Annotated in this window: 26 protein-coding genes and 1 tRNA gene; 5 read left to right on the forward strand and 22 right to left on the reverse strand. The window is 36.4% G+C overall.

Translation table 11 applies throughout. The annotated features are described in order from the left end of the window. Position 1 precedes the first annotated feature (1 nt). The gene (gene rsxB, locus CKV78_RS02815; protein WP_005761954.1) at positions 2 to 595 is read right to left on the reverse strand and encodes an electron transport complex subunit RsxB; all 594 of its coding nucleotides are present in this window, start codon (positions 593 to 595) and stop codon (positions 2 to 4) included. Further along, a complete protein-coding gene (rsxA, locus tag CKV78_RS02820; RefSeq protein WP_005761955.1) occupies positions 595 to 1,176 on the reverse strand; it encodes an electron transport complex subunit RsxA in 582 nt (193 codons plus the stop codon). The genes rsxB and rsxA overlap by 1 nt, the downstream gene beginning before the upstream one ends. 677 nt (positions 1,177 to 1,853) lie before the next feature. On the opposite strand from rsxA, the gene CKV78_RS02825 reads away from it, so the two are divergent. Continuing rightward, positions 1,854 to 2,861, forward strand: coding sequence for a porin (locus CKV78_RS02825; RefSeq protein WP_005761956.1), 1,008 nt, complete (start codon positions 1,854 to 1,856; stop codon positions 2,859 to 2,861). A gap of 124 nt (positions 2,862 to 2,985) precedes the next feature. On the opposite strand, the gene prmB is transcribed toward CKV78_RS02825, so the two are convergent. Next, positions 2,986 to 3,927 (reverse strand): 50S ribosomal protein L3 N(5)-glutamine methyltransferase, encoded by a 942-nt coding sequence (gene prmB, locus CKV78_RS02830; RefSeq protein WP_005761957.1) that lies wholly within the window; start codon positions 3,925 to 3,927, stop codon positions 2,986 to 2,988. Positions 3,928 to 4,049: 122 nt separating this feature from the next. Between prmB and smrB the strand changes: the two genes are divergently transcribed. Continuing rightward, positions 4,050 to 4,556, forward strand: a complete 507-nt coding sequence (gene smrB / locus CKV78_RS02835) for an endonuclease SmrB (protein WP_032855250.1) — start codon at positions 4,050 to 4,052, stop codon at positions 4,554 to 4,556. Here smrB and yccS read toward each other — a convergent pair. The 4 genes from yccS to CKV78_RS02855 form a co-directional block, all read right to left on the reverse strand. Further along, positions 4,536 to 6,689, reverse strand: a complete 2,154-nt coding sequence (gene yccS, locus CKV78_RS02840; RefSeq protein WP_005761959.1) for a YccS family putative transporter — start codon at positions 6,687 to 6,689, stop codon at positions 4,536 to 4,538. The genes smrB and yccS overlap by 21 nt on opposite strands. A 14-nt stretch (positions 6,690 to 6,703) precedes the next feature. Then, entirely contained in the window at positions 6,704 to 7,153 is a 450-nt protein-coding gene (locus tag CKV78_RS02845; protein ID WP_005761961.1) for a YccF domain-containing protein, read from the reverse strand. A 127-nt stretch (positions 7,154 to 7,280) separates the two neighbouring features. Beyond that, positions 7,281 to 7,739, reverse strand: a complete 459-nt coding sequence (locus tag CKV78_RS02850) for a methylglyoxal synthase (protein ID WP_005761962.1) — start codon at positions 7,737 to 7,739, stop codon at positions 7,281 to 7,283. Between the two features lie 53 nt (positions 7,740 to 7,792). Next, the gene (locus CKV78_RS02855) at positions 7,793 to 8,449 is read right to left on the reverse strand and encodes a curli polymerization inhibitor CsgI-related protein (protein ID WP_032855109.1); all 657 of its coding nucleotides are present in this window, start codon (positions 8,447 to 8,449) and stop codon (positions 7,793 to 7,795) included. A 170-nt stretch (positions 8,450 to 8,619) separates the two neighbouring features. Between CKV78_RS02855 and CKV78_RS02860 the strand changes: the two genes are divergently transcribed. Next, entirely contained in the window at positions 8,620 to 8,892 is a 273-nt protein-coding gene (locus CKV78_RS02860; RefSeq protein ID WP_005761964.1) for an acylphosphatase, read from the forward strand. On the opposite strand, the gene CKV78_RS02865 is transcribed toward CKV78_RS02860, so the two are convergent. The 6 genes from CKV78_RS02865 to CKV78_RS02890 form a co-directional block, all read right to left on the reverse strand. After that, on the reverse strand, positions 8,889 to 9,719 hold the full coding sequence (locus tag CKV78_RS02865) for a metal ABC transporter permease (protein ID WP_005761965.1): 831 nt from the start codon (positions 9,717 to 9,719) through the stop codon (positions 8,889 to 8,891). The genes CKV78_RS02860 and CKV78_RS02865 overlap by 4 nt on opposite strands. Then, the gene (locus CKV78_RS02870; RefSeq protein ID WP_032855111.1) at positions 9,706 to 10,581 is read right to left on the reverse strand and encodes a metal ABC transporter permease; all 876 of its coding nucleotides are present in this window, start codon (positions 10,579 to 10,581) and stop codon (positions 9,706 to 9,708) included. The genes CKV78_RS02865 and CKV78_RS02870 overlap by 14 nt, the downstream gene beginning before the upstream one ends. A 2-nt stretch (positions 10,582 to 10,583) precedes the next feature. Then, a complete protein-coding gene (locus tag CKV78_RS02875) occupies positions 10,584 to 11,474 on the reverse strand; it encodes an ATP-binding cassette domain-containing protein (RefSeq protein ID WP_005761967.1) in 891 nt (296 codons plus the stop codon). Continuing rightward, positions 11,474 to 12,355: a metal ABC transporter substrate-binding protein gene (locus CKV78_RS02880; protein WP_005761969.1), complete on the reverse strand. Its 882-nt coding sequence runs from the start codon at positions 12,353 to 12,355 to the stop codon at positions 11,474 to 11,476. The genes CKV78_RS02875 and CKV78_RS02880 overlap by 1 nt, the downstream gene beginning before the upstream one ends. 112 nt (positions 12,356 to 12,467) lie before the next feature. After that, positions 12,468 to 12,797 (reverse strand): TusE/DsrC/DsvC family sulfur relay protein, encoded by a 330-nt coding sequence (locus CKV78_RS02885; RefSeq protein WP_032855252.1) that lies wholly within the window; start codon positions 12,795 to 12,797, stop codon positions 12,468 to 12,470. Positions 12,798 to 12,893: 96 nt separating this feature from the next. After that, positions 12,894 to 13,556, reverse strand: a complete 663-nt coding sequence (locus CKV78_RS02890) for a Bax inhibitor-1 family protein (RefSeq protein ID WP_005761972.1) — start codon at positions 13,554 to 13,556, stop codon at positions 12,894 to 12,896. A gap of 210 nt (positions 13,557 to 13,766) precedes the next feature. On the opposite strand from CKV78_RS02890, the gene CKV78_RS02895 reads away from it, so the two are divergent. After that, positions 13,767 to 13,856 (forward strand) — tRNA-Ser (locus tag CKV78_RS02895). Between the two features lie 71 nt (positions 13,857 to 13,927). On the opposite strand, the gene znuB is transcribed toward CKV78_RS02895, so the two are convergent. Together znuB and znuC are read right to left on the reverse strand one after the other, a co-directional pair. Next, on the reverse strand, positions 13,928 to 14,713 hold the full coding sequence (gene znuB, locus CKV78_RS02900) for a zinc ABC transporter permease subunit ZnuB (protein ID WP_005761973.1): 786 nt from the start codon (positions 14,711 to 14,713) through the stop codon (positions 13,928 to 13,930). 11 nt (positions 14,714 to 14,724) lie between these two features. Then, positions 14,725 to 15,516 (reverse strand): zinc ABC transporter ATP-binding protein ZnuC, encoded by a 792-nt coding sequence (gene znuC / locus CKV78_RS02905; RefSeq protein ID WP_005761974.1) that lies wholly within the window; start codon positions 15,514 to 15,516, stop codon positions 14,725 to 14,727. Between the two features lie 189 nt (positions 15,517 to 15,705). Here znuC and mepM point away from each other — a divergent pair, with 189 nt between their 5' ends. Then, complete coding sequence (gene mepM / locus CKV78_RS02910; protein ID WP_005761975.1) at positions 15,706 to 17,250, forward strand: murein DD-endopeptidase MepM; 1,545 nt, start codon at positions 15,706 to 15,708, stop codon at positions 17,248 to 17,250. A 95-nt stretch (positions 17,251 to 17,345) separates the two neighbouring features. Here the strand turns inward: mepM and CKV78_RS02915 are convergent, their stop codons facing one another. The 7 genes from CKV78_RS02915 to CKV78_RS02945 all read right to left on the reverse strand — a co-directional run bounded on the left by CKV78_RS02915 (position 17,346) and on the right by CKV78_RS02945 (position 23,835). Beyond that, positions 17,346 to 18,293, reverse strand: coding sequence for a ribose-phosphate pyrophosphokinase (locus CKV78_RS02915; RefSeq protein WP_005761976.1), 948 nt, complete (start codon positions 18,291 to 18,293; stop codon positions 17,346 to 17,348). A gap of 51 nt (positions 18,294 to 18,344) precedes the next feature. Further along, the gene (gene ispE, locus CKV78_RS02920) at positions 18,345 to 19,238 is read right to left on the reverse strand and encodes a 4-(cytidine 5'-diphospho)-2-C-methyl-D-erythritol kinase (protein ID WP_005761977.1); all 894 of its coding nucleotides are present in this window, start codon (positions 19,236 to 19,238) and stop codon (positions 18,345 to 18,347) included. Further along, a complete protein-coding gene (lolB, locus tag CKV78_RS02925) occupies positions 19,238 to 19,858 on the reverse strand; it encodes a lipoprotein insertase outer membrane protein LolB (RefSeq protein WP_005761979.1) in 621 nt (206 codons plus the stop codon). Before lolB ends, ispE begins: the two co-directional genes overlap by 1 nt. A gap of 41 nt (positions 19,859 to 19,899) precedes the next feature. Continuing rightward, positions 19,900 to 21,180 (reverse strand): multifunctional CCA addition/repair protein, encoded by a 1,281-nt coding sequence (locus CKV78_RS02930; protein ID WP_005761980.1) that lies wholly within the window; start codon positions 21,178 to 21,180, stop codon positions 19,900 to 19,902. Positions 21,181 to 21,186: 6 nt separating this feature from the next. After that, positions 21,187 to 21,798, reverse strand: a complete 612-nt coding sequence (locus CKV78_RS02935) for a TIGR04211 family SH3 domain-containing protein (RefSeq protein ID WP_005761981.1) — start codon at positions 21,796 to 21,798, stop codon at positions 21,187 to 21,189. A 64-nt stretch (positions 21,799 to 21,862) separates the two neighbouring features. Then, positions 21,863 to 23,125, reverse strand: a complete 1,263-nt coding sequence (locus tag CKV78_RS02940) for an inorganic phosphate transporter (RefSeq protein WP_005761982.1) — start codon at positions 23,123 to 23,125, stop codon at positions 21,863 to 21,865. 29 nt (positions 23,126 to 23,154) lie between these two features. Beyond that, positions 23,155 to 23,835, reverse strand: coding sequence for a TIGR00153 family protein (locus tag CKV78_RS02945; protein ID WP_032855112.1), 681 nt, complete (start codon positions 23,833 to 23,835; stop codon positions 23,155 to 23,157). Positions 23,836 to 23,974: the final 139 nt, after the last annotated feature.

Below are 23,974 nucleotides of genomic sequence, written 5' to 3' on the forward strand. Positions count from 1 at the left end.
TTTATTCCCCTTTGATAATTCTTTTTTGTGTCGTTGTTGTATCAACAATGGGAATAACGAGTTTAGGATCAAATTTCCAATTCCAGTTATTAATATTTTGTTCGACTTTAATCATTGAAATACAGTCAGTTGGGCAAGGTGGTACACATAATTCACATCCAGTGCATAAATCAGGAATAATAGTATGCATTGCTTTATTTGTGCCAATAATGGCATCAACAGGGCAAGCTTGAATACATTTAGTGCAACCAATGCACATTTCTTCATCAATAAATGCAACCATTGGTGCTGGGTCACCTTCAACATCGGTTGCGGGTGGTTCAACGCCCATTAGCTCTGCAATATTTACGATTACGGTTTGCCCACCTGGAATGCATTTGGTAATGTCATCACCATTTGCTATAGCTTCTGCATAAGGTTTACAACCAGGATAACCACATTGTCCACATTGGCTTTGTGGTAACAATGCATCTATTTTTTCGACAATGGGATCAGACTCGACTTTAAGCTTTATTGATGCTAAGCCTAAGATTGCACCGAAAATAAGGGCTAAAATAGTAATGGAAATCAGAATTAAATATACAGTTGAAGTCATTAAAGTCTCACTAATCCTGTAAAGCCCATAAATGCTAATGACATCAAGCCTGCGGTAATAAGTGCAATAGAGGCACCTCTAAATGCATTAGGCACATCAGCAGCAGCTAATCGCTCACGAAGGGCGGCGAATAAGACTAAAACAATACCAAATCCTAGAGATGCACCAAAACCATAGACAACAGACTGGGTTAAATTATGAGCTAAATTAATATTAAGTAGTGCAACACCGAGTACAGCGCAGTTTGTCGTAATCAGTGGCAGGAAAATACCTAACAAACGATAAAGTGTAGGACTAGTTTTGTGAATAACCATTTCAGTGAACTGAACAACCACAGCAATTACAAGGATAAATATAAGCGTACGTAAAAATGTGGCACTTAAAGGGGTTAAAATATAAGTATCAATTAAATAAGCTGAAATCGAAGCAACGGTAAGAACGAACATTGTTGCTAAGCTCATACCTATTGCAGTTTCAATTTTTTTTGAAACGCCCATAAACGGACAAAGCCCTAGGAATTTCACTAGGACAAAGTTATTTATTAAGGCTGTGCTAATAATAAGTAGGATATATTCAGTCATAATCTCTATTAGTTAGAAGAAACATAGTTCCCTTTTTCAAGTCAGTCGCATATTATCGCTGTTTCTTGCAGTGAGAACAATACAAAATTTGATGTAAATTATCACTTAAATTAAAAGGTATTATTTATGCTATATCAAATAACTAGTCATTTTTTATCAGATTTTATTTTGAACAGTAATTAACCTATTTATTGTTGAATCTGACTTATGGTAAATGTGCAAAAACGTGCGTTTTTAGCAAAAATGTGCACTCGTTTTTCTTAGAAATGTGATCTCCGTCACAAAAATGAAATGAACTTTTAAAAAACATATTGATTAGGGTATTTTCATATACTGTGATTTTGCTTTTTTGGTTAAATTTTATTTAAAATCAATGTGTTATGTTTTTTTTAGATTGTATTGACAGTGAATAAATATCATAAATTGTGATCTTGTTAACACTTTTATTATTATTTTTTTTTTAATAATTATATTTAACTTATTGTTTTTAAATTAATTTTTTTATTGTTATGATTGTTGGAGTGATATTTTAGATTTTGACAATAAAAAATAGCTTTGCTATCTTGCATTTGCAAAAAGTAAGAAGCCAACCAATGGCTTTGTTATTGATTTTTAGGTTGATTGAGTAAACTCTTACTCAGTTAAGTATAAAACTCCAAAAACAAGGTAGTGATTTTATGAAAAAGACAATCGTAGCATTAGCAGTAGCCGCTTTTGCAGCAACTTCAGCAAACGCAGCAACAGTATTTAACCAAGACGGTACTAAAGTAGATGTAAGCGGTTCTGTTCGTTTACTTTTACAAAAAGAAAGTGGTAAACGCACTGATTTAAAAGATAAAGGTTCACGTGTTTCTTTCAAAGCATCACATGAGTTAGGTGGTGGCTTAAGCGCATTAGCTTATACTGAATTACGTTTCAGTGGTAAAGAGTTTGGTGATAGTGTTACTTTAAAACGTCTCTATGCAGGATTTGATTATGAAGGCGTTGGTACATTAACATTCGGTAAACAATTAACCATTGGTGATGATATTGAGTTAGCTAAATACAATTATAATTTAACTGGAGTGAATAGATTAGTTACTTCTGGCGATAAAGTTGTTCACTTCAAATCAGCAAACTTCAATGGTTTTAGATTTGGTGCTGACTATGTATTAGCAAAAGACCCTAGTAAAAATGATGCTCAAGGTCAAAAAGCAGTTAATAAAAATGCTTTTGTAGTTGGTGCATTATACAGCAGAACAATGGGTGAATTTGGTTTTGGTTTAAAAACTGGTTATAGCCAAGAACGTGTAAGCCAAGATGTAAAAAATAGAGCATTTACAGTCGCTACAGAGCTTTCTTACGGTCCTTTTGCCGCTGGAGTTGATTATTCACAAGAAAAAAGCTCTAAAGATGCAAAACAAGTAAAATGGCGTGATAGTGTAATGTACAATAAAGTACGTGAACTTGAATTAGGTTTAAAATATCAAATCGTAGAACCTTCAAAAGTCTATTCAAATATTGTCTGGGGTAAAGCAGAAGATAATATGAATAAAGCTAGATTACGTGCTTACGTCTTCGGTGTAGACTATAAACTACACAAACAAGTTATTACTTACTTAGAAGGTGGTACATTCCGATATAAAAAAGATAACGTATCATCTAGAGATAACAAAGTGGGTGTAGGTTTACGTGTATATTTCTAATTAGAGCAGTCTAATTGATTGGAAAAGGCCGATGAAAATCGGTCTTTTTTATTTGGATTAAAAGTTAATAAAAAATAACCGCACTTTTTAAAGAAAGTGCGGTTTGTTTTTTTGAATAATTTGATTAAGCAAATAAGTGGCGATATTTGATTAAATCCATTTTTTTCAGTGTAAAGACGCCTACTCCACCATTTTTTAGTTCAACCCAGTTGAATGGTACATCTGGATATTGTTCGATTAAATGCACCATGCTGTTGCCAACTTCACAAACAAGGACACCTTTTTCGCTCAGATAATCAGGTGCTGCGTATAAAATGCGTTTTGTGATTTCTAAACCATCAACACCAGATCCTAATGCCATTTCTGGTTCATAATGGAATTCTTCTGGCATATCCGCTAAATCTTCTTCGTCCACATAAGGTGGGTTACTCACAATTAAATCATATTCCACTTTGGCTAAATCATTGAATAAATCTGATTGCATCGGGAATACTCGATGAAGTAATTGGTGGCGTTCAATATTGATTTCAGCGACTTCTAATGCATCGGGTGAAAGATCAACTGCATCTACTTCAGCATCAGGGAATTGCACTGCACAAGCAATAGCAATACAGCCACTTCCCGTGCACATATCTAAAATGCGTTTAGGTGGTTCACTGAGTAGATCAGAGAAACTGTCTTGAATCAGTGCATTAATTGGTGAGCGTGGCACGATAACTCGTTCATCAATATAGAATGGTAATCCACAAAACCAAGATTGGTTAGTGAGGTAAGCCACTGGAATGCGTTTTTCAATGCGTTGAATCACTGAACGAATAAGGACTTCTTTTTCTGAACGGGTTAAGCGAGCAGAATATAATTCATTAGGAAAATCTAGGGGCAAATCGAGTGTTGATAACACTAATTGCATTGTTTCGTCCCAAGCATTGTCGTAGCCATGTCCATAATATATATCGGAGCGGTTAAATGTGCTGTATGTCCAGCGTAGGAAGTCTTGAATAGAATGAAGCTCGTTATAAACTTGATCAGCAAGGATAGTTTCAATAAGTTCTTGGTTGTGCGTCATAAAATACCTATTGGTTAAGAACGGAAATAAGCCCAGTTTATATCATATAAATACAAATTTGGGAAATAACCTAAAAAAGAATATGATATGATTGCACGCAATTTGTAAATGGAAAGAAGATGATGTTAGAACAAGACGATATTGATTTATTCCGTGAGGCAACGAAAGGCATAAAAGCATTCAAACAAGATACTTTTTTAATCCCACGTCAAAAAACAAATAAGCAAAAATCGCCATTACGTGATATTAGAGAAAAAGAAGACACGTTATTTTATTTTTCGGACGAATATGAACCCTTATTAAATGAAGAAAGTGCGGTCAAATATTTAAGAGAAGGAGAAGATTCACATTTGTTGAAACAATTAAGAAGAGGTGATTTTTCTCCTGAGTTGTTTTTAGATCTGCATGGTTTAACAAGGGAACAAGCTAAACTAGAGCTTGCTAGCTTAATTCAAGCTTGTGAAAACGAACATGTTTATTGTGTAAGTGTGATGACTGGTTATGGTTCTTATATTTTAAAACGTCAAATTCCCCGTTGGTTGGTACAACATCCGAAAGTTCGTGCATTACATCAGGCCCCAAAAGAATGGGGCGGTGATGCAGCGATTTTAGTCTTGCTTGATGTGTAAATCCGCTTTATGAAAACTGCTATAAAGTGAGGGAAGAACTTGGCAAATCATATTAAGCTGTTGAATTGGTACACTAAATTGCGGTTGTAATAAGTTTTCTGCTTGTTCTGCACTTGCTTGTTTTAAATCTGATTCAATTCTTTTCTGTAGCTTTTCAAAAACAGTTGGTGTTAATTTCTCTATATGTTCAAGCACATAAATGATTTTTTTTGCAATTGGATAAAAGCCTGCTAGAAAACGCGTGCTTTGTTGTAGCTTTTTCATATTACTACGATATGCGCCCAAAGCTGAAATATAACTGAGCAATGAATAATTAATTTTGAGCAATTCAAAACCTTGCTGTAAATGCGCTTGGTATTTTTGTGGCTCATTATTCATATTCGAAATTGTAGCACTTAATGCAGTCGCATTTTCGTGGGCATTGCGGCGTACAATACGATATTTTAGATTATCCCCTTTACCAAATTGCAGTTGGCTTATGATATAAAGCAAGTATTTGGCATTGCTTTTAATTGCTTGCCGAGTGACTTTGTCTAATTGCAAATATTTCCAATCAGGCCATAAATAAGACACGGCTATCCCAGAGATTGCGGCACCAATAAGGGTATCAATTACACGAGAATACATCGCATCATGGAGATCAAACCCCATAACGTTAAAGCTAATTAACACTTGTATTGTGATAAAAAATGTTGAGAAACTGTAGTTATTGCTTCTGAAAAAGAAAAACAGCGTACTTGTTGCTACAATTAAACCTAATTGAAGTTCTAAAGTAGGATTGATATATGGTAAAAGTGAGCCAATAATTACACCAAAAATAGTGCCTAAAATACGCTGGCGTAAACGTAATTTAGTGGCGGAATAATTTGGTTGGCAAACAAATACTGCAGTTAATAAGATCCAATATCCTCGATCAAGTTGGAAAAACTCTACAATAGCACAAGAAGTAAATACTACTATAGATAAGCGTACAGCATGGCGGAAAAGCTGTGAGTTAAAATTACAGTGGGTTTTAATCGTATAAAAGATATTACGCAAGCCATGAATTTGATCTGTATGAATTTTGGCGGTTTCTGTGCGTTCGATTTGGTTTGTATCTTGATCTAAATGACGAAGTTGCCAATCCACAGCTTGAATATTTTCAATTAAGGTTTTTAGATTAAGATGAGCACTGTCATTTTTCTTATTTTGTTGAATATAAAGCTCAAAAGATTGTGTTAAGCCTAATACCGCTTTTTCCATACGGTTGTCATATTTATAATCTTTGCTTTGTTGCAAACTTAAACCGATTTGTCTACAAGCTTGAGCTTGTAGTTCAAATAATCGCTGAATACGGAAAATTAAATCGGTATTTTTCAGCTGCTCTGCTAAGGCTTGATAATTAAATAAACTTGAATTAGCTTTTTCATGAATATCCTGTGCTGAAAAATAATAGCGGATCATTTTTTGTGTGCGACTATGGCGATATTGACCTCTAATACGATAGAACAAAGAAATACGGCAAGCATTAAACGCCTCGATTAGTTGGCTGTCTTTCATCGCAAGATTGACTTCTTTATGGCTTAAGTTTTCGACATCATCAGGATCAAAAAATAGTGATTTAGCATCTAAATAAGCACCAAGAGATAAGAAAGATCTGGCAATATTTTCTTGCACTGGACGGTTGGGGAATAATAAATGAACAACTAGTGCTATCACGCTATATAGCAATGTACCACATAGAATCATAATTGGATTAATAAACCATGGGGTATCTGGCAGATAAGAGAGTGTTGTATAAAGTGCAATGACTAGGGTTCCAAATGCAATTGTGCTGTAACGTTGTCCGATTGCTCCGACCATCGTAAAAATAAAAGTAATTGTTGTCATTAACAGGGTAAATTGATAGCCATTACCAATACTAATTTGCACGATGAGTGAGGAAATAGAAAATGCGATTAAGGTATAAAAGAGGTTTTTTAATCGCCCAGTAAGTCTGTTGTCTAAATCAACCAAACCGCCTGCGATGATTCCAAGAATCAAAGGCATACTTTGTGCAGAAATATCAAGTAGCCAGATTGCTATTGCAGCAAGGTTTACTGCAATAAAAATAGGAATTGTGGCAATCACTTTTGCGTTAAGCCAGTTGTTCATTGATATCCTTATAATTATTTATATTGGCTGAATTGCTTTTCGGCAGCTTGTTTGCGTGCAAGTTCTGCGATTTCTTTTGGCACAACACGCTGACCCACAGGAAATAAAGCGATTCCTGCCAATTTAAAGTTAGCTAAGCCTACGGGAATGCCAATAATGGTTAAGCATTGTGCAATACCTGCAAAGATATGTGATAAACATAACCACCAACCAAATAGGATGAACCAAACTACATTTAAAATTGTACCAATTGAATTGCTAATTGAATTTTTGGGTTCAAGGTATTTTACGTGAATAATATCGTTCCCGAATGGCACAAGGGACATTTTGCTGATTTCCCAACAGCTACGTGTATAAGGTAGCGTGATTATTAGTACTGCACTGACTAATGTTGCTAATAACCAACCTAAAGTGGTTACAAAACCGCCTAATACAAAATTCAAAATATTTAAAATTAAGCCCATTCCTGTTCTCCTTAGATTGTGTGTTTATCAGAATGCTTGTTGAGGCAAATAAATATCACTCAACATAATGATGATGAGCGATATTATAATGAGATTTGAAAATTTCACAAAAATAGACCGCACTTTTTTATTTTAGGCGAGCTTTTAAGTAAGTATCATAATCAGGAATACGAATTTGTACTTCTTGATTAAAGTTTGGTGAATTGATTAAAAAGTTAGCTGTCGCAATATTCATTGCCATTGGGATGTTCCAAACAGTTGCTATACGCATTAGCGCTTTTACATCAGGGTCGTGTGGTACGGCATTCATTGGATCCCAGAAGAAAATTAGCATGTCAATTTTCTTCTCAGCGATTAATGCTCCAAGTTGTTGGTCTCCCCCCATTGGGCCACTAAGTAATGGATTGACAGTCAGTTCCGCCATTTGTTGAATCATATTGCCCGTTGTACCTGTACCATAAAGATGATGTTGAGAGAGTAAAGTGCGGTGTGTTTTACACCAATTTATTAATTCTTCTTTACAGTGATCGTGTGCAACTAAAGCAATGTGCTTTTGTGTCGGTAATGTTCGTTGGGTATTATTCATTCAGTTCCTCGAAGACATAAAATAAAAGTGAGCTGTACGCTCACTTTTAGTCATCATTTTTGATTTTTAGCCCAGTTTAAGAAACGAATTTGAGTTTCTTTGTCTGCTTGCTGATACCAATATTGTAACATTTGTTCTGCAACATTTTCGCCTTGTACGGTAATTTTGCCTTTTTGTGCTTTACTAAAGCCTGGGATTGCAGCAGGCATTGTTGTACTTGCAAAACTTTTTACTGCGGCTGGAGCATCAGAAGAATTGTATTCTGAAAGATTATCAATCAGATTAACCACTGGTAAGAAACCTTCTTGTTTCAAATACTCTTGTTTAGTAGGTACTTCACTACCAGAAACCGTTTTTACGTGGATAATTGGTGATTTTTTAAATGCATTTGCATCTCTTTCTGTTTCTAAGCGAGGTGCAGAAATCACAACATCATCTGCTGAACCTTGGAAAGTAACAACGATAGGATCAGATTCAAATAAAGTGCGGTCAGAACCTGAACGAACAATTTCAGATACGCGAACAACGACTTGGTGGGTTTGTGTATCATTGATATTGAAAGAACGGGTTTCTTTTAGAAGTGACTTACTTGCTTTTTGTCCATCGATTGCGAGAAAATCGATATTAGATGAGCTTGTTATGACACCTGCAAAGCTCGCAGTGCTAGTTAATAAGGCTGCGGTTGCTAATGCAGCGAAACGGAATTTCATATTTACTCCTAGTTTTGTAAGGAACATAAGTTTAAAGCCAAGCACTTTATTCAGTAAAGTGTTAGGTTATATGCTAGTCGAATTTTCAAGAAATGAAAATAGAAAGACTGAATTTAATATTAAAAACTGTGAAGCAATGAACATTATTTAACACAAGAAGTGAGGATTTTATGGTTAAGAAACAATTTTTTGTCTTTGGTATCGTACAAGGTGTTGGTTTTCGATACTTTACTTGGCGTGAGGCAACAAAAATCGGTGTTCAGGGTTTTGTGCGTAATCGACAAGATGGTAGCGTAGAGGTGGTAGCAACAGGCTCTGAAGAGCAGATCACTGCATTACATAATTGGTTAATGCAAGGACCTAGAACCGCCACAGTTGAACATGTAATTGCTCAATGCTATGAGGGTTCTGAGGCTTTTGAGGGATTTAATGTATTACATTAATGCAGGTGGCGTAATTTAATTTTTTGGTGAATTAATGCTATTAAGAAAAAGAGTGCTTGTAATAAAATAATACAAGGCCCTGTGGCGGCATCGATATGATAGCTAATAATCGTCCCTAATAAGCTGGTGATAACCGACATTGCGATAGCGATTAAAAGCATATAATCAAAGCGTTTACTCAAAGTAAATGCAGTAATTCCAGGTGAAATCAACATTGCCACAACCAAAATCACCCCAACGACTTGCATTGCAGTAATAATGGTTAATGCGAGTAACACTAATAAACCATAATGTAAGATTTTTGGCGAAAGCCCTGCAACTCGAGTATGGCTGGGGTCAAAACAATATAAGAGAAAATCCTTTCTCTTAAAGGTAATAATACTAAAAATAATGGCTGAGATAATTAGTGTTTCGATTAGTTCACTATCACTTACACCAAGTAAATTACCAAATAAAATATGTGATAAATGTTGATCGGTTTCTACTTTAGTAAAAAGTACGATACCAAAAGCAAACATTCCAGAAAAGACGATCCCCATTACAGTATCTTCTTTTATTCGACTGTTTTCTTTCAAATAACCTACACTTAATGCACAAAATAGTCCTGCACCAAACGCACCAATAGAGAGTGGTAATCCCAATAAAAACGCAATTACAACGCCAGGTAAAACAGCATGTGAGATTGCATCGCCCATTAATGACCAGCCCTTTAACACTAAATAACAAGATAATACTGCACAGATAATTGCCACAATTAATGCTGTGAATAAAGCATTTTGCATAAATGGATAGCTAAAAGGCTCGATTATCCAATCATAGATTGCCATTATTTGCCTCCATTTCTGCTTTATCTCTCGTTATTGAATGACGGCGTAGAATGCCATATTTAGGTGAGAAGAAAAAGGCAAGTAGGAAAAGGGCGGTCTGAAAACAGACAATTAATCCACCTGTGGCACCATCTAAATAATAACTGACATAAACTCCGATAGTGCTAGTAATTATACCCAAAGTAACAGCAATAATAGCAAGAATACGGAATTTATCTGTTAATAAATAGGCGGTTGCACCCGGTGTAATCACCATGGCAATAACTAAGATTGCACCTACGGTTTGTAGTGCAGCAACAACACATGCACTTAATAACGTGAAGAATAAAATTTTGTAACGTAATGGCGAAAGCCCTACAGAAGTTGCGTGTGTCTCATCAAAAAAGACTAGCAATAAATCTTTCCAGAAAATGAGCAATAACCCCAATGTAATAGCAATAATAATCGCAACTTGCGTTACATCTTCGTCTGCAATCCCTAAAATATTGCCCAAGATGATATCTTGCACATTAATCGATGTTGGATTTAATGAAATAATGAGTAAGCCAAGGGCAAAAAATGTCGTGAAAATAAAGCCTATAACAGCATCTTCACGCAGTTTTGTAATAGATTTTATCCAAAGGATGGAAAGTGCGGCTAAAATTCCTGAAAAAAATGCACCCAGCGCATAGGGTAAAGTGAGTGCATAAGCGATAGCCACACCAGGGACGACTGAATGTGAAAGAGCATCCCCAATGAGTGACCAACCTTTCAACATCAAATAAGAAGATAAAAAAGCACATATTCCACCTACAGCAGCTGAGAGTAGAATTGCTTTTGTCATGTAATCATATTGAAAAGGCTCAAGTAAGATATTCCACATCATTAATCTCCCTTATGTCCAGGGTGCTTTATGATTGGTGCTGGAGGATCATTTTTTGTCTCACCATAGAACACAGCAGGTAGTTCATCATCACTTAAGACTGTAACGGAACGAGAATCCTCATCATCATGGATATCTTTACCCAGTAATTTGATGTGACGTAATACACCGCCAAAGACCAGTTCTAAGTTCTTTTGTGTAAAGGTAGTTTCTGTTTTACCCACAGCAAGGACGGTGCGGTTAATCATTACTACTTGATCACAGAAGTCAGGAACTGTACCAAGGTTATGAGTGGAAATAAGGATTAAATGTCCCTCATTACGCAATTGATCTAACAGAGCCATAATGGCATTTTCTGTTTTCACATCAACGCCCGTGAAAGGCTCATCTAATAAAATAATTAAACTTTGTTGAGCAAGTGCTCGTGCTAAGAATACACGTTTTTTTTGCCCACCTGAAAGTTCTCCAATTTGTCGGTCAGCTAAGTGTTCGATATTGACGCGTTGCATAGCTTCTTGCACTTTTTGTTTATCAAGTGCGGTCGGAATTCGTAAAAAATTCATATAGCCATAACGTCCCATCATCACAACATCATAGACAGAAACGGGGAATTGCCAGTCAACATCTTCTGATTGGGGCACGTAGGAGACGAGATTTTTTTTCAATGCCACAGATATAGGTAAACCACAAAGAGAGATAGACCCCTCTTGTGGTTTAACAAGTCCCATTAGACTTTTGAAAAGTGTGGATTTTCCACTCCCGTTAACTCCTACCAGTGCACAAGTTGTACCGCCTTCTAAATGAAAGGTCATATCGTGTATAGCGATGTGTCCATTGTTATAGCGTACAGTAACATCATTGACCGAAATAGATGCAATGGTAGGATCGGTCATTATTTCTCAAAGCCCTTCACGATAGTAGAAACTGTTACGTTTAATAAATCAATGTAAGTTGGAACAGGACCTTTTGCAGCTGATAATGAGTCTACATATAAAACGCCACCGTATTTAGCGCCAGTTTCTTTTGCAACTTGTTTCGCTGGTTTTGGTGAAATTGTACTTTCACTGAACACAACAGGAATGTTGTTTTTGCGAACAGTTTCGATCACATTACGTACTTGTTGTGGAGTACCTTGCTCTTCAGCATTGATAGGCCATAAGTAAGCTTCTTGTAAACCGTAGTCTTTGGCTAAGTAGCTGAATGCACCTTCACTGGTAACTAACCAACGTTGACCTTCAGGGATTTTAGCTAATTTTTCGCGTAAAGGTTGGTCTAATTTTTTGATTTTGTTTGCATAATTTTCTGCGTTTTTCGCATAAACATCAGCATTTTTTGGATCGTATTTCACCAATGCATTTTTAATATTTTCAATGTAGATCAATGCGTTTGATGTTGACATCCACGCGTGTGGATTTGGTGCATCTTTGTAAGGACCTTCATAGATTGAAATTGGTGTAATACCTTCAGTTACAACAACGGCTGGTTTATCTTTCACATTTTGGAAGAATTGCTCAAACCAACGCTCAAGATTTAAACCATTCCATAATACAAGATCTGCATTTTGTGCTTTCACGATATCTTTTGGTGTTGGTTCATAGTCGTGAATTTCAGCACCAGGTTTTGTGATTGACTCAACAACAGCAGCATCGCCTGCTACGTTTTGAGCGATATCTTGAATAACGGTAAATGTAGTTACCACTTTAAATTTTGCAAAAGCAGGTGATGTAGAAATACCAAGCACAATTGCACTTAAAATAACGGCTAAGCGACGCATATCATTTTCTCCTTATGTTGTTAGTTAATAAAGTCGCAAGCGTATTCTATGCTCAAAAAATAGCTTTGTAAATAGGAATGGTTCTCAAAAAAATAGAAATTAAAATTTTGATTTATAAACACTTTGCAGGCTTTGGTAAACCCGCTAATTTTGTAGCTTGTTTTGCTGGACCGTCAGGGAAAAGACGTTGCAAATAACGGCTATTTCCTTTCTCTTCACCTAAATTTTGTGCCATTGCTTTGACAAGCATTCGGATTGCAGGAGAGGTTTTATATTCTTGGTAAAAATTACGTACAAAATAAATGACTTCCCAATGGGCTTCTGTGAGTTCAATATTTTCTAATTGGGCGATGGCTTGTGCAACATCTTCATTCCATTGGTTTAAATCCAATAAATAGCCGTAGGCATCTGTTTCAATTTGAATATTATTTACTTCTATCATTTTTTTATTTTCTAAAAATTGACCGCACTTTGAGGAGTGCTTATTATAGCAAAACGCCCCAACATGGGGCGCTAAATTTGTTGAAAGCATTGAAGCTTATTCATCATTAGATAATATCGAGAAGATATTTAATAAGCTGATGAATAAGTTATAAAGCGAAACGAAAATACTCACTGTTGCGCGAATATAGTTAGTTTCGCCACCGTGAATAATATTACTGGTTTCGTATAAAATACCCATTGTAGAAAACACTACAAACAAGCCACTTATTGCGATGTAGAGCATTGGGGATTGAAAGAAGAAACTTGCTATCATACCTAAAATTAACACAATGAATAATGCAAACAATGTGCCTGAAAGGAATGACATATCTTTTTTCGTTGTTAAAACATAAGCTGAGCAAGCAAAAAATACGGCTGCTGTGCCAGCTAAAGCAAATACAACTATATCACTTGCGCCCTTGTTCACATAGACATTTAAAATTGGCCCAAGTGTATAGCCTAAGAAGCCAGTGAAGGCAAAAGTTGCCACAATACCTAATCCACTATTTGATAATTTATAGGTTAAAAATAATAAACCATAGAAACCCGCTAGCATTAAGATAATGCCCGGGCGAGGTAAATTTAAACTCATTGAGATATAAGCAACAACTGCTGAAAAAGCGAGTGTTAAGCCGAGTAGGAAATAAGTGTTACGTAGTACTTTGTGCGTGCTAAGTAGCGATACTTCTCTATTATCAACAACAAAACGAGATTCCATAGATTAAGCTCCTTGTGCAAATGGAATAAAAATATTGCCTTAAAGTACTGGTTAGGTCAGTAAAAGTCAATCTTGAAAATTAACAATTCTGCAATATCTTGTTTAATTCAGAAACAATGTGAGCAAAATAACAACGTTTAAAGGTTGTTGTTCCATTTTTTAGTTTACTCTCTTACATAACTATATTATATTGCACCCCATTAAAACCATGGAGGAATGGTCGAGTGGTTGAAGGCACCGGTCTTGAAAACCGGCGAGGGTTTACGCCCTCCGTGAGTTCGAATCTCACTTCCTCCGCCATCAAATTTATAGAAAGCCGTAAGTTACAACTTACGGCTTTTTACTTTTGTATATTTATCAAAAACAGCTTATTAAGCTACTTCTTTCTTAAATAAAGAAAGTAAAAATAGTAAACTCGAGCATATCACCACTGATGGTCCCGCTGCTGTGTCATAATAAGCTGACAAAAGCAATCCTAGGCTGACAGAAATCATGCTAATCAACACAGCGATGATTGCCATCTGCTCTGGTGTTTTTGCAAAACGGCGTGCCGTTGCAGAAGGAATGATAAGTAATGAAGTGATAATAAGTGCACCCACAAATTTCATACTTAATGCGATTGTAAGTGCGGTCAGAATCATTAAAATAAAACGCATTTTGTTGATATTAATTCCTTCAACCTGCGCTAATTCGGCATTCACTGTGGTTGAGATTAATGGCTTCCAATAATATATTAATGTGCCTAATACGATTACAACGCCTGAAGTGATGAAAATGAGATCATCGTAGGTGATTGCAAGTAAGTCACCAAATAAATATGCCATTAAATCTACTCTGACATTTTCTAATAATCCGACTGTCACCACACCAAGAGATAAACAGCTATGTGCGATGATACCGAGCAATGTATCGACGGAAAATTGTGTTTTGCCTTCTAGCCACACCATTATGACTGCTAATATTAATGTTAAAATTAAAATAGATAGGTAAGGATTGATTTCTAAAAAGAAGCCAAGTGCGACACCTAAAAGAGCCGAGTGAGCTAAGGTATCGCCAAAATATGCCATTTTTCTCCATACCACAAACGCACCAAGTGGCGCAGTAGTCAAAGAAAGTAAAATGCCTGTTAGCCAAGCAGGAAAAAGAATATCAAACATAAAGGATCTCGTTAGTTTTTATGCTCACATTGTGCAGACTGAAAATCAGAAGTGAAGCATACGTCGCCATGCATATTATGTTTATGATTATGTTTATGTGTATAAAGTGCCACATTTTTAGCAAATTGATCGCCAAAAAAATGAATGAATGTGGGATCATTGGAAACAATTTCAGGCGTACCTGCACAGCAAATATGCTGGTTAACACATAATACTTCGTTGGTATCTGCCATCACAATATTCAAGTCGTGTGACACCATTAGAATGGCGCAACTTAATTTTTGTTGTGTTTGGTGAATAAGTTGGTAAAGCTCGGCTTGTCCGTTTATATCAACACCTTGAGTCGGCTCATCTAATACCAATAAATTAGGTTTATTAAGAATAGCTCGAGCAAGTAAAATACGCTGCATTTCCCCACCTGAAAGCTTTTGCATACTATTTTTGCGTAAATGGCTGACAGATAGTAATGCTAGTGTCTCATCAATATCTTGTTTACGGATGCCTTTTTTGAGTGCCAAAAATTTTTCGACAGTCATAGGTAAGTTGTGATCAAGATGGATCTTTTGTGGCACATAACCAATGCGTAGATTATCGCTATAAATCACTTGACCAGACGAAGGTTTGATGAGTTTTAGCAGTATTTTTAATAACGTCGATTTTCCCCCACCATTAGGACCTACAATTGTGATAATTGAGTTTTGATAGACAGTTAAATTGATATTTTGAAGTGCATTTTTATGCTCAAAAGAAACATAAATATTTTTTAGCTCAACTAAGGGTATTTTGATAGAATGAATTTGCATTATTTGCTAGACTTGGATCTTAAAATTTCGATAAAAATAGCCTATTTTTAAGGTTTTAACAAGGTTGTGCTGATAAAAATCCAGTAATGAGCAAGATTTCAGCACATATTTAGTTTTTTCAATTCAGTAATGAATTTTTTAACATTTACTTAGTCATAATATAACGAATATTAATTGAAGGAATAGCCAGTGCGACACGTTAAGTTAGCAAGAGATCGAAGAAAAAGAAAATTTCAGATTAAGTTGGGAATTTTCTTAATTGCTATTCTATTAATTGGATTAGGTGTATTTTTAACCCCAAAAAAAGATACACCACCAAGTGAATTAGTGGAAACAACAAGTACAGCGTCTGTAGATACGCAAATTTCGACAGAGCAATCTGCGAATGAGGATAAAGTAACTACTTCAATACCTAGTGAAGGAGCTGAGTCAGAAGAAGAAAGCAAAGATGAGGTTGCTGATAATCAGACCACACTTATTGGATCTAATGAAAATGACCTTCCAAATTCAAAACAAGAAAATGGGCTTGATGCAACGTCTTTTTATGATGAGCTAGATGCAAAAGATGACGAAGTAGATGAAGTTAAGACCATTAATGAAGATATTCTTTCTGATTTGCCTGAAGATGCAAAAAATGCGTTGATTGATTTATTTGATGTTATGGATCAAGCATTACGCATTAAAAACCAATTTAGTCATACTGTTGTTGCTGGGGATTCATTGCAAAATGTTCTTGAATTGTCAGGTTTAGAGGATGACACGAGTACAAGTTTATTAAAAAATTACCCTGAGTTTAAAAAACTTAAACCTGGTCAGCAATTTTATTGGATTTTAGATGCCAAAGGTAATTTAGAATACTTAAATTGGTTGGTGTCAGAACGAGAAGAGTTTGTTTATGAACGTCAGTCTGATAATTCATTTAAACGACAAATTATAGAGAAGAAAAGTATTTGGAAAAAAGAAGTACTAAAAGGGAAAATTAATGGTTCCTTTAATACTAGTCTTAAAGCCTTGGGATTACAAGGTAGACAAATTAATCAGCTTACAACAACTTTACAATGGCAGACTAATTTAAAACGCCTTAAAAATGGTGACAAGTTTTCATTATATATTTCACGTGAATATATCGGAGATAAATTGACTGGCCAGGGCAATGTGGAAGCAATTCATATTGTAACTGCGGGTAAAAGTTATTATGCGATCCAAGCAACTAACGGTCGATATTATAATTCTAAAGGGGAAACATTAGGTAAAGGCTTTGCTCGCTATCCGTTACAACGCCAAGCACGTATTTCTTCACATTTTAACCCGACTCGCCGTCATCCTGTAACAGGACGGATTGCGCCACATAAAGGTGTGGACTTTGCAATGCCAATTGGGACGCCAATTATTGCACCCGCAGATGGAGTTGTAGAGAAAGTTGCTTATCAAGCAAATGGTGCGGGGCGTTATATTATGATTCGTCACGGCCGTGAATATCAGACTGTTTATATGCATTTAAGCCGTTCATTAGTGAAAGCAGGTCAAAGCATTAAACGAGGTCAACGCATCGCATTGTCAGGTAACACCGGACGTTCTACTGGTCCACATTTACATTATGAATTCCACATTAATGGACGAGCTGTTAACCCATTAAAAGTGAAGTTGCCGGGAACAAGTAATACTATGGGTACAGCTGAACGTAAGAAATTCTTAGCGAGAGCGAAGGAAATTGAAAGATTATTAAGACTGTAATACAACTAATTTAAAATTTATTATTGAAGTAAAAAAGAGCGGTTGAAAAGTTCAAAAATTTCAACCGCTCTTTTTACGAGTAAATCGGTTTCTGACTAGCTGAACATCGCAGAGATTGACTCTTCGTTACTAATACGACGAATGGCTTCTGCTAACATACCAGAAAGGGTTAATACACGAACTTTGTTTAATGCTTTGATTTCTGGCGAAAGAGGGATTGTGTCAGTAACAACCACTTCATCTAATGCATCACTTGCAAGGTTCTTTGCTGCTGAACCAGAAAATACCGCGTGAGTTGCATAGGCAAATACACGTTTAGCACCACGTTCTTTTAATGCTTCAGCCGCTTTACATAAAGTACCACCTGTATCGATCATATCGTCAACTAAGATACAGTCACGCCCAGAAACATCACCAATTATGTGCATTACTTGTGCAACGTTAGCTCGTGGACGACGTTTATCAATGATTGCCATATCGGTATCATTTAATAATTTAGCGATTGCACGTGCACGTACTACTCCTCCGATATCTGGAGAAACTACGATTGGGTTTTCCATATCTAATTTTTTCAACATATCGTGAACAAGTACAGGTGACCCGAATACGTTATCTACTGGAACATCAAAGAAACCTTGAATTTGTTCTGCGTGTAAGTCACAAGTTAAAACACGGTCAACACCAACACTTGATAAGAAGTCAGCAACTACTTTTGCTGTGATTGGTACACGTGCTGAACGTACACGACGATCTTGACGAGCATAACCAAAGTAAGGAATTACAGCAGTAATACGACCAGCTGAAGCACGACGAAGCGCGTCAACCATTACAATCAATTCCATAAGGTTATCATTAGTAGGTGCGCAGGTAGATTGAATAATAAATACATCACTACCACGTACATTTTCGTTGATCTGAACTTGGATCTCGCCATCGCTGAAACGGCCAACAGTGGCATCACCTAATGAAATATATAAACGTTCAGAAATTCGTTTTGCTAATTCTGGTGTTGCGTTACCAGCGAAGAGTTTTATGTCAGGCATTTTTAATTGAACCTCAGGTTTTTTAGATTGTCAGAAATAAAATTATCAGTTTTAATCATTACATAATTGAGCAATCATCTTATGTAATGGAGAAAGATTTAAGCCTTGTGCAACAAAGCCAAAATATTGAGCAGGCTTTGCTTGAAATGCGAATTGTGCGGTTTGCTCATCATCGAATTCGGCAAAAATACAGGCGCCAGTGCCTGTTAGTCTTGCCGGCGCATATTGTAACAACCAGTGGAGTGTTTCTTCAACCTCTGGGTAGTGATTTCTTACAACTTTTTCGCAATCGTTTTCATATTTTTGCAGTAACAATTCACTCAATGCTTTTTTAGGTGTATTTCTAGCCAAATCTGGATCAGAAAATACTGTTGCAGTTGAAATAGATACATTAGGTTTTAGGACTAAATACCATTTTTCTTTAGGTTCACAATAATGGATTTTTTCGCCCACACCTTCTGCGAAAGCGGCTTTTCCATGTACAAAAATAGGCACATCCGCACCGAGTGTGAGCCCCAGTTGAGCCAGTTGTTCGGTGTTTAATTTAGTTTTCCAAAGATAATTCAAGGCAACTAAGGTTGTTGCGGCATTTGATGATCCCCCACCAAGACCACCTCCCATCGGTAGAATTTTATCTAAGTGAATATTGGCACCAAGTTTACAGCCTGTATGCTGTTGTAATAAACGTGCGGCCCGATAAATTAAGTTATCTTCGGTTTTTAAATGTGGAATTTCTGGTGTTAAGTAAATTTTGCCATCTTGGCGAATATCAATTTCTAGCCAATCGCCAAAATCAAGAAATTGAAAAAGGGTTTGTAATTCGTGATAACCATCATCACGTCTACCATTGATATATAAAAATAAATTTAGTTTTGAAGGTGAGGGAAAACGGGGTGGTTTTCCCTCTATTTGTTGAAGTGCGGTAGAAAGTTGATAATTTTTCATTAGTATTTCCAGTTATCTACACGAATTTTCAACGTTTGCCCTTCTGTTTTTAGCAAGATATCTTTCGGTAGTGGTAATAGGTTAGAGTGATAGCTTAGATAGTCTGCAGTCCAAGTTTGTCCATTGATTGGATAATCGAAACTTGCAAGTAAATGATTTTCACCTACTTTATAATCTGTGTTTTGAGAAGGCTGTCCTTTTAACCAGAAAGCAAATTTATCTAATGGTAATTCTGCCCCCATCATTTTTATTAGTAAGACTCTTGCTTCTTCAGCACTGCGTTCATTACCTTTATTATCAAAGATACGCAATATATTATTGCGCATTTCAATTGTTAGGGTAGAACTGCTTATGTTAGAAGATAGGGCTAAAACATAGTTAGTTGAGTTTTGATATTGCCAATCAAAACGAGTTGAAAAACGCTCTTTGTTATTAATATAACCTAATTGTCCTTGGTTATGGTATGACTTGATTTGTTGGATTTTAGATAAGTGCTGTAGCCAGGTTGGGTCATCTTGACTAATATAGTTGACATTAGTAGGACGAGCGACATCTAAAGTACAAGCACTTAAGAAGACACTCATCAGACAAGTTGAAAAGAGAACATATTTTAATTTCATAACACGATTCTATGTTAAAAAAGTGAGTCTATTCTACGAGCTTAATTTGGATTAGTAAAGTGCGGTAGAATATCTGCTTTTTTTTGTTTAACAGTAAACGTACGGCGTTTAGTTAATTCATCCCTAATTCCTTGCTTTTCGAAGCCATCAGCAATCACTTGTTTGACATCTACTGCTAATGCCGCCTCATATAATTGCCATAAATAGTCTTTTTGTGGGTACTCCACTTGTGTAAAGCCTGTTCGACCACGGCTATCAGCAAGACAAACCAACAGCAATTCTTCAAAACGTCGTGGTTTGCGCCATACATCAAGACGATTAAATAATTTTATTACAGTTTCTGGGCTCAGCTCAAAGGCTTTATGTACAAGAGTGTGATATTCACAACATAGCTCGGCAAATTCTTGAATTGTGCTTGGTAGTTTAAAGCGTTTGCATAACTTGCGAGTCGGTTCGAGCCCTGCTTTTTCGTGCCCGTAGTGATGAGGAAGAATTTCTTTAGGTGTGCGGGCTTTACCCAAGTCGTGACAAATTGCGGCAAAACGCACCGCACTTTTATGATAATTTGTGTTTTCTGTTAATAGTACTGCTTGTTGTAATACTAACATCGTGTGTATAAAACTGTCTATTTCTGGATGATATTTCGCGGGATTTGGCACGCCAATTAGGGCTTCTAGTTCAGGAAATAAGACTTTTAATGCACCTACCTGACGTAGCGTATGGAAATAAATTTCAGGATTTTTTTCTAATAACGCTTTTTCAGTTTCTAACCATACTCGTTCTGCAGTCAAATGAGCAAGTTCCCCTTGTTTAGTGAGTTGCTTCATTAACCTTAATGTTTCAGGTGCAATAGTAAAACCGAGAGAGTGATAACGGGCAGCAAAGCGAGCTACGCGCAAAACACGTAAGGGATCTTCAACAAAAGCAGGTGAAACATGGCGCAAAATACGTTGATTAAGATCTTCAATTCCACCATAAAAATCATATAAATTGCCTTCTACATCTTGAGCAATAGCGTTGATGGTTAAATCTCGACGGAGTAAATCTTCTTGTAAAGTGATATTTGGGGAAAATTCACAGATAAACCCAGTATAACCACTACCAGCTTTACGTTCTGTACGAGCTAAAGCGTATTCTTCTTTGGTTTTGGGGTTAAGAAATACAGGGAATTCTCGACCAACTTGTTGATAACCTTGAGCGAGCAAATCATCAGGTGTTGCACCAACAACAACCCAATCTCTATCTTTTACAGGCAAATGGAGGAGCTGATCTCGCACAGCTCCTCCAACAAGATAAACCTGTATCGCTTTTGATGAGGTCATAATATGTTATGCCCAACCACTGTTACGACGACGTTTTGGGATAATAAGTGGAATGAGTAAACCAAGCAATAATCCTACACCTAATACAGAACCACCATAAATAAACCATTGAATTGCAATTTCACGTTTACCCGCATCAAGCATTGCTTCTAAATCACGATTTTTATTTTTGGTAATTTCAAGTTCACGTTTAAGTTGAGAGTTTTGCTCTAATAATTGGCTACTTTGTTGTTCAGCTTGGCTTGCACGACGTTGCATTTCGCTTGTACGTTGCTGCCAATCTGTATCTAAACGGTTTAGCTTCATTGTGAGCTCTTGAATTTGATTTTTTAGCTTTGGATTTTCTTCTTTGCTACTTGGCGTAGAAGTCAATTCACTAGTTAAAATCCACGCATCGCGATTTTTACTATCACGAATAAGTGTGTAACGTTCTTTTTGATCTAAGACAGTGACTTGTTCCCCAGCTTTAATTGCTCCCGCAATTTTATATTGATCGCCAGCACCTTTGCGTAAGAATGTGCTTAAGTTTTCCGTAACATATTTAGTTTCAGCTTGCGCTGTTTGTAGAGAAACCCCGAGGAAAAGGCAAGAAAGTAAAATTTTGGTTAGCTTATGCATAAAAACAACACCTTATCAATAGAATAAAAGTGCGGTAGATTTTACCGCACTTTTGTGGAAATGATTAGTGAAATATAGCACTTAATACATAGTAAATGATGATTGCAAACAATGCTCCTGCTGGAAGTGTAACGATCCAAGAGGCTATAATGTTACGAATTACATTTAAGTTAAGTGCTGCGATACCACGTGCAAAACCTACCCCTAATACTGCTCCTACAAGGGTTTGTGTTGTTGAAATAGGTAAGCCAGTACCTGATGCTACAACTACGGTTAATGCTGTTGCAAATTGTGCAGCGAAACCACGACTTGGCGTTAAGTCAGTGATACCAGTCCCGATGGTGGCCATGACTTTATAACCCATCACAATTAAGCCAACCATAATACCAGCTGCACCTAATGGTAAGATCCACCACGCTAGTTGAGTTTTAGGTAAAATTTGACCACCGTGTTCAACGATAGAAACAACAGCAGATAATGGACCGATTGCGTTTGCAACATCGTTAGAGCCGTGAGCGAAAGCCATTGCACAAGCGGTTAGAAGCATCAAAATACTAAATACCTTTTCTACACCACCAAAAGTACCACTGCGGACTTTTTGAATGAAGGTTGAACTACGGAAATAAATGTAACAACCTGCGATAGAAATAACACTAATTACGAGGGAAATTAAAAACACTTCAAAGCCACTTAAATGTAAGCCAACGTGTTTAAGTCCTTTGGTGAAAGTAACGATACATAAAATAAATGCGGTGATACCCATATAGTAAGGACCATATTTTTGTGCATTTTTTAAAGGCTCGTCTGTATCGAAAATCAGTTTTTGTGTACTTGCGAAAATGCCGTAAGCGATGATACCTGCAATTAATGGTGTGATGAACCAACTACCTACGATATTTTTGATCATTCCCCATTCAACAGCTTCTTTGCCTACAGTAACACATGCAAAACCAACAACTGCACCAATAATTGAGTGAGTAGTTGAAACAGGCCAACCCATACGAGATGCAATTAATAACCAAACTCCAGAAGCAAATAATGCAGCCATCATACCAAGCACTAAAACATCAGGAGAGGATGCAAATTGCATTGGGTCAATAATACCACTTTTAATTGTTTCAGTTACTTCTCCTCCCGCTAAGTACGCACCAGCAGATTCGAAGACCATTGCAATGATAATGGCTTGTTTTGCTGTAATTGTGCCAGAACCAACAGAGGTTCCCATTGCGTTTGATACGTCATTCGCACCAATACCAAACGCCATAAAAAAACCAAACAGCGCAGTAATGATAACTAGCAGAGTACCATATTGATTAAGTAGTTCCATTTTCTTTTTTCCTATAACAGATCAATGAGTTATGATCTTGCTAACATCAGCTCAATACGAGAACCAACGCGTTGTGCTTGGTCTGCTAATACACCTACCCATTCAAGTGTTTTATATAAAAACATGACATCAACAGGGTTAAAGCGAGATTCAATATTTAATAACATCTTACGCAATTTAATTTGCATTTGGTCGGTATCATCTTCGATGGTGTCTAATTCATTGATCATTCGATTCACAAGATCTAATTCGCGACCTTTAAAGCCTGTTTCAAGTAATTGCTCCATTTCATCGATCACTTTATGTGCTTGAATTGTTGCATCTAAGTTACGTTTTAAATAGGCTTCAAAATCTGGTTGCATATCTTCTGGAATTGCAAAATGGCGACCCACCATACGACCAGCGATATCTTTAGCAAAGTTTGCTAATTTGTCTTGCTGTGTCACAAGTTCTAATAAATCGGTGCGATCAATCGGCATAAATAAGCCACGAGGTAATTTCAGTCGGATTTCACGTTTTAAGGTATCAGCTTGACGCTCACATTCAGAGATTTTCGCCCTTAATTCTTCTGCTTTTTCCCATTCGCCTTTGAAAGTATATTCGAAGAAAGGAATAAGTAAGTTACAGCATTCAGTAACTTTTTCTGAGTGTTTCTGTAACGGTTTTAACGGCGAATGTGCAAATAATCCAAGGATATTATTAATTGCCATAGTGACTCCCATAGAGATTAATGTAATTTTTCACGCGAATATTACATTATGTGAATTAAAAATTCACGATTTTAATCGAAAAACTTTGGCATTTATTAGATAATGTTTATATAACTCCATATGAAATTTGTTTTTAATC

It is taken from the genome of Pasteurella dagmatis (assembly GCF_900186835.1).
In the GTDB taxonomy this organism is placed as follows: domain Bacteria; phylum Pseudomonadota; class Gammaproteobacteria; order Enterobacterales; family Pasteurellaceae; genus Pasteurella; species Pasteurella dagmatis.

What these genes read in the sequence shown, in the direction of transcription:
- rsxB (WP_005761954.1), bottom strand. Translation starts at nt 595, where the DNA reads ATGACTTCAACTGTATATTTAATTCTGATTTCCATTACTATTTTAGCC.
- rsxA (WP_005761955.1), bottom strand. Translation starts at nt 1,176, where the DNA reads ATGACTGAATATATCCTACTTATTATTAGCACAGCCTTAATAAATAAC.
- CKV78_RS02825 (WP_005761956.1), top strand. Translation starts at nt 1,854, where the DNA reads ATGAAAAAGACAATCGTAGCATTAGCAGTAGCCGCTTTTGCAGCAACT.
- prmB (WP_005761957.1), bottom strand. Translation starts at nt 3,927, where the DNA reads ATGACGCACAACCAAGAACTTATTGAAACTATCCTTGCTGATCAAGTT.
- smrB (WP_032855250.1), top strand. Translation starts at nt 4,050, where the DNA reads ATGTTAGAACAAGACGATATTGATTTATTCCGTGAGGCAACGAAAGGC.
- yccS (WP_005761959.1), bottom strand. Translation starts at nt 6,689, where the DNA reads ATGAACAACTGGCTTAACGCAAAAGTGATTGCCACAATTCCTATTTTT.
- CKV78_RS02845 (WP_005761961.1), bottom strand. Translation starts at nt 7,153, where the DNA reads ATGGGCTTAATTTTAAATATTTTGAATTTTGTATTAGGCGGTTTTGTA.
- CKV78_RS02850 (WP_005761962.1), bottom strand. Translation starts at nt 7,739, where the DNA reads ATGAATAATACCCAACGAACATTACCGACACAAAAGCACATTGCTTTA.
- CKV78_RS02855 (WP_032855109.1), bottom strand. Translation starts at nt 8,449, where the DNA reads ATGAAATTCCGTTTCGCTGCATTAGCAACCGCAGCCTTATTAACTAGC.
- CKV78_RS02860 (WP_005761964.1), top strand. Translation starts at nt 8,620, where the DNA reads ATGGTTAAGAAACAATTTTTTGTCTTTGGTATCGTACAAGGTGTTGGT.
- CKV78_RS02865 (WP_005761965.1), bottom strand. Translation starts at nt 9,719, where the DNA reads ATGGCAATCTATGATTGGATAATCGAGCCTTTTAGCTATCCATTTATG.
- CKV78_RS02870 (WP_032855111.1), bottom strand. Translation starts at nt 10,581, where the DNA reads ATGTGGAATATCTTACTTGAGCCTTTTCAATATGATTACATGACAAAA.
- CKV78_RS02875 (WP_005761967.1), bottom strand. Translation starts at nt 11,474, where the DNA reads ATGACCGATCCTACCATTGCATCTATTTCGGTCAATGATGTTACTGTA.
- CKV78_RS02880 (WP_005761969.1), bottom strand. Translation starts at nt 12,355, where the DNA reads ATGCGTCGCTTAGCCGTTATTTTAAGTGCAATTGTGCTTGGTATTTCT.
- CKV78_RS02885 (WP_032855252.1), bottom strand. Translation starts at nt 12,797, where the DNA reads ATGATAGAAGTAAATAATATTCAAATTGAAACAGATGCCTACGGCTAT.
- CKV78_RS02890 (WP_005761972.1), bottom strand. Translation starts at nt 13,556, where the DNA reads ATGGAATCTCGTTTTGTTGTTGATAATAGAGAAGTATCGCTACTTAGC.
- znuB (WP_005761973.1), bottom strand. Translation starts at nt 14,713, where the DNA reads ATGTTTGATATTCTTTTTCCTGCTTGGCTAACAGGCATTTTACTTTCT.
- znuC (WP_005761974.1), bottom strand. Translation starts at nt 15,516, where the DNA reads ATGCAAATTCATTCTATCAAAATACCCTTAGTTGAGCTAAAAAATATT.
- CKV78_RS02915 (WP_005761976.1), bottom strand. Translation starts at nt 18,293, where the DNA reads ATGCCTGACATAAAACTCTTCGCTGGTAACGCAACACCAGAATTAGCA.
- ispE (WP_005761977.1), bottom strand. Translation starts at nt 19,238, where the DNA reads ATGAAAAATTATCAACTTTCTACCGCACTTCAACAAATAGAGGGAAAA.
- lolB (WP_005761979.1), bottom strand. Translation starts at nt 19,858, where the DNA reads ATGAAATTAAAATATGTTCTCTTTTCAACTTGTCTGATGAGTGTCTTC.
- CKV78_RS02930 (WP_005761980.1), bottom strand. Translation starts at nt 21,180, where the DNA reads ATGACCTCATCAAAAGCGATACAGGTTTATCTTGTTGGAGGAGCTGTG.
- CKV78_RS02935 (WP_005761981.1), bottom strand. Translation starts at nt 21,798, where the DNA reads ATGCATAAGCTAACCAAAATTTTACTTTCTTGCCTTTTCCTCGGGGTT.
- CKV78_RS02940 (WP_005761982.1), bottom strand. Translation starts at nt 23,125, where the DNA reads ATGGAACTACTTAATCAATATGGTACTCTGCTAGTTATCATTACTGCG.
- CKV78_RS02945 (WP_032855112.1), bottom strand. Translation starts at nt 23,835, where the DNA reads ATGGCAATTAATAATATCCTTGGATTATTTGCACATTCGCCGTTAAAA.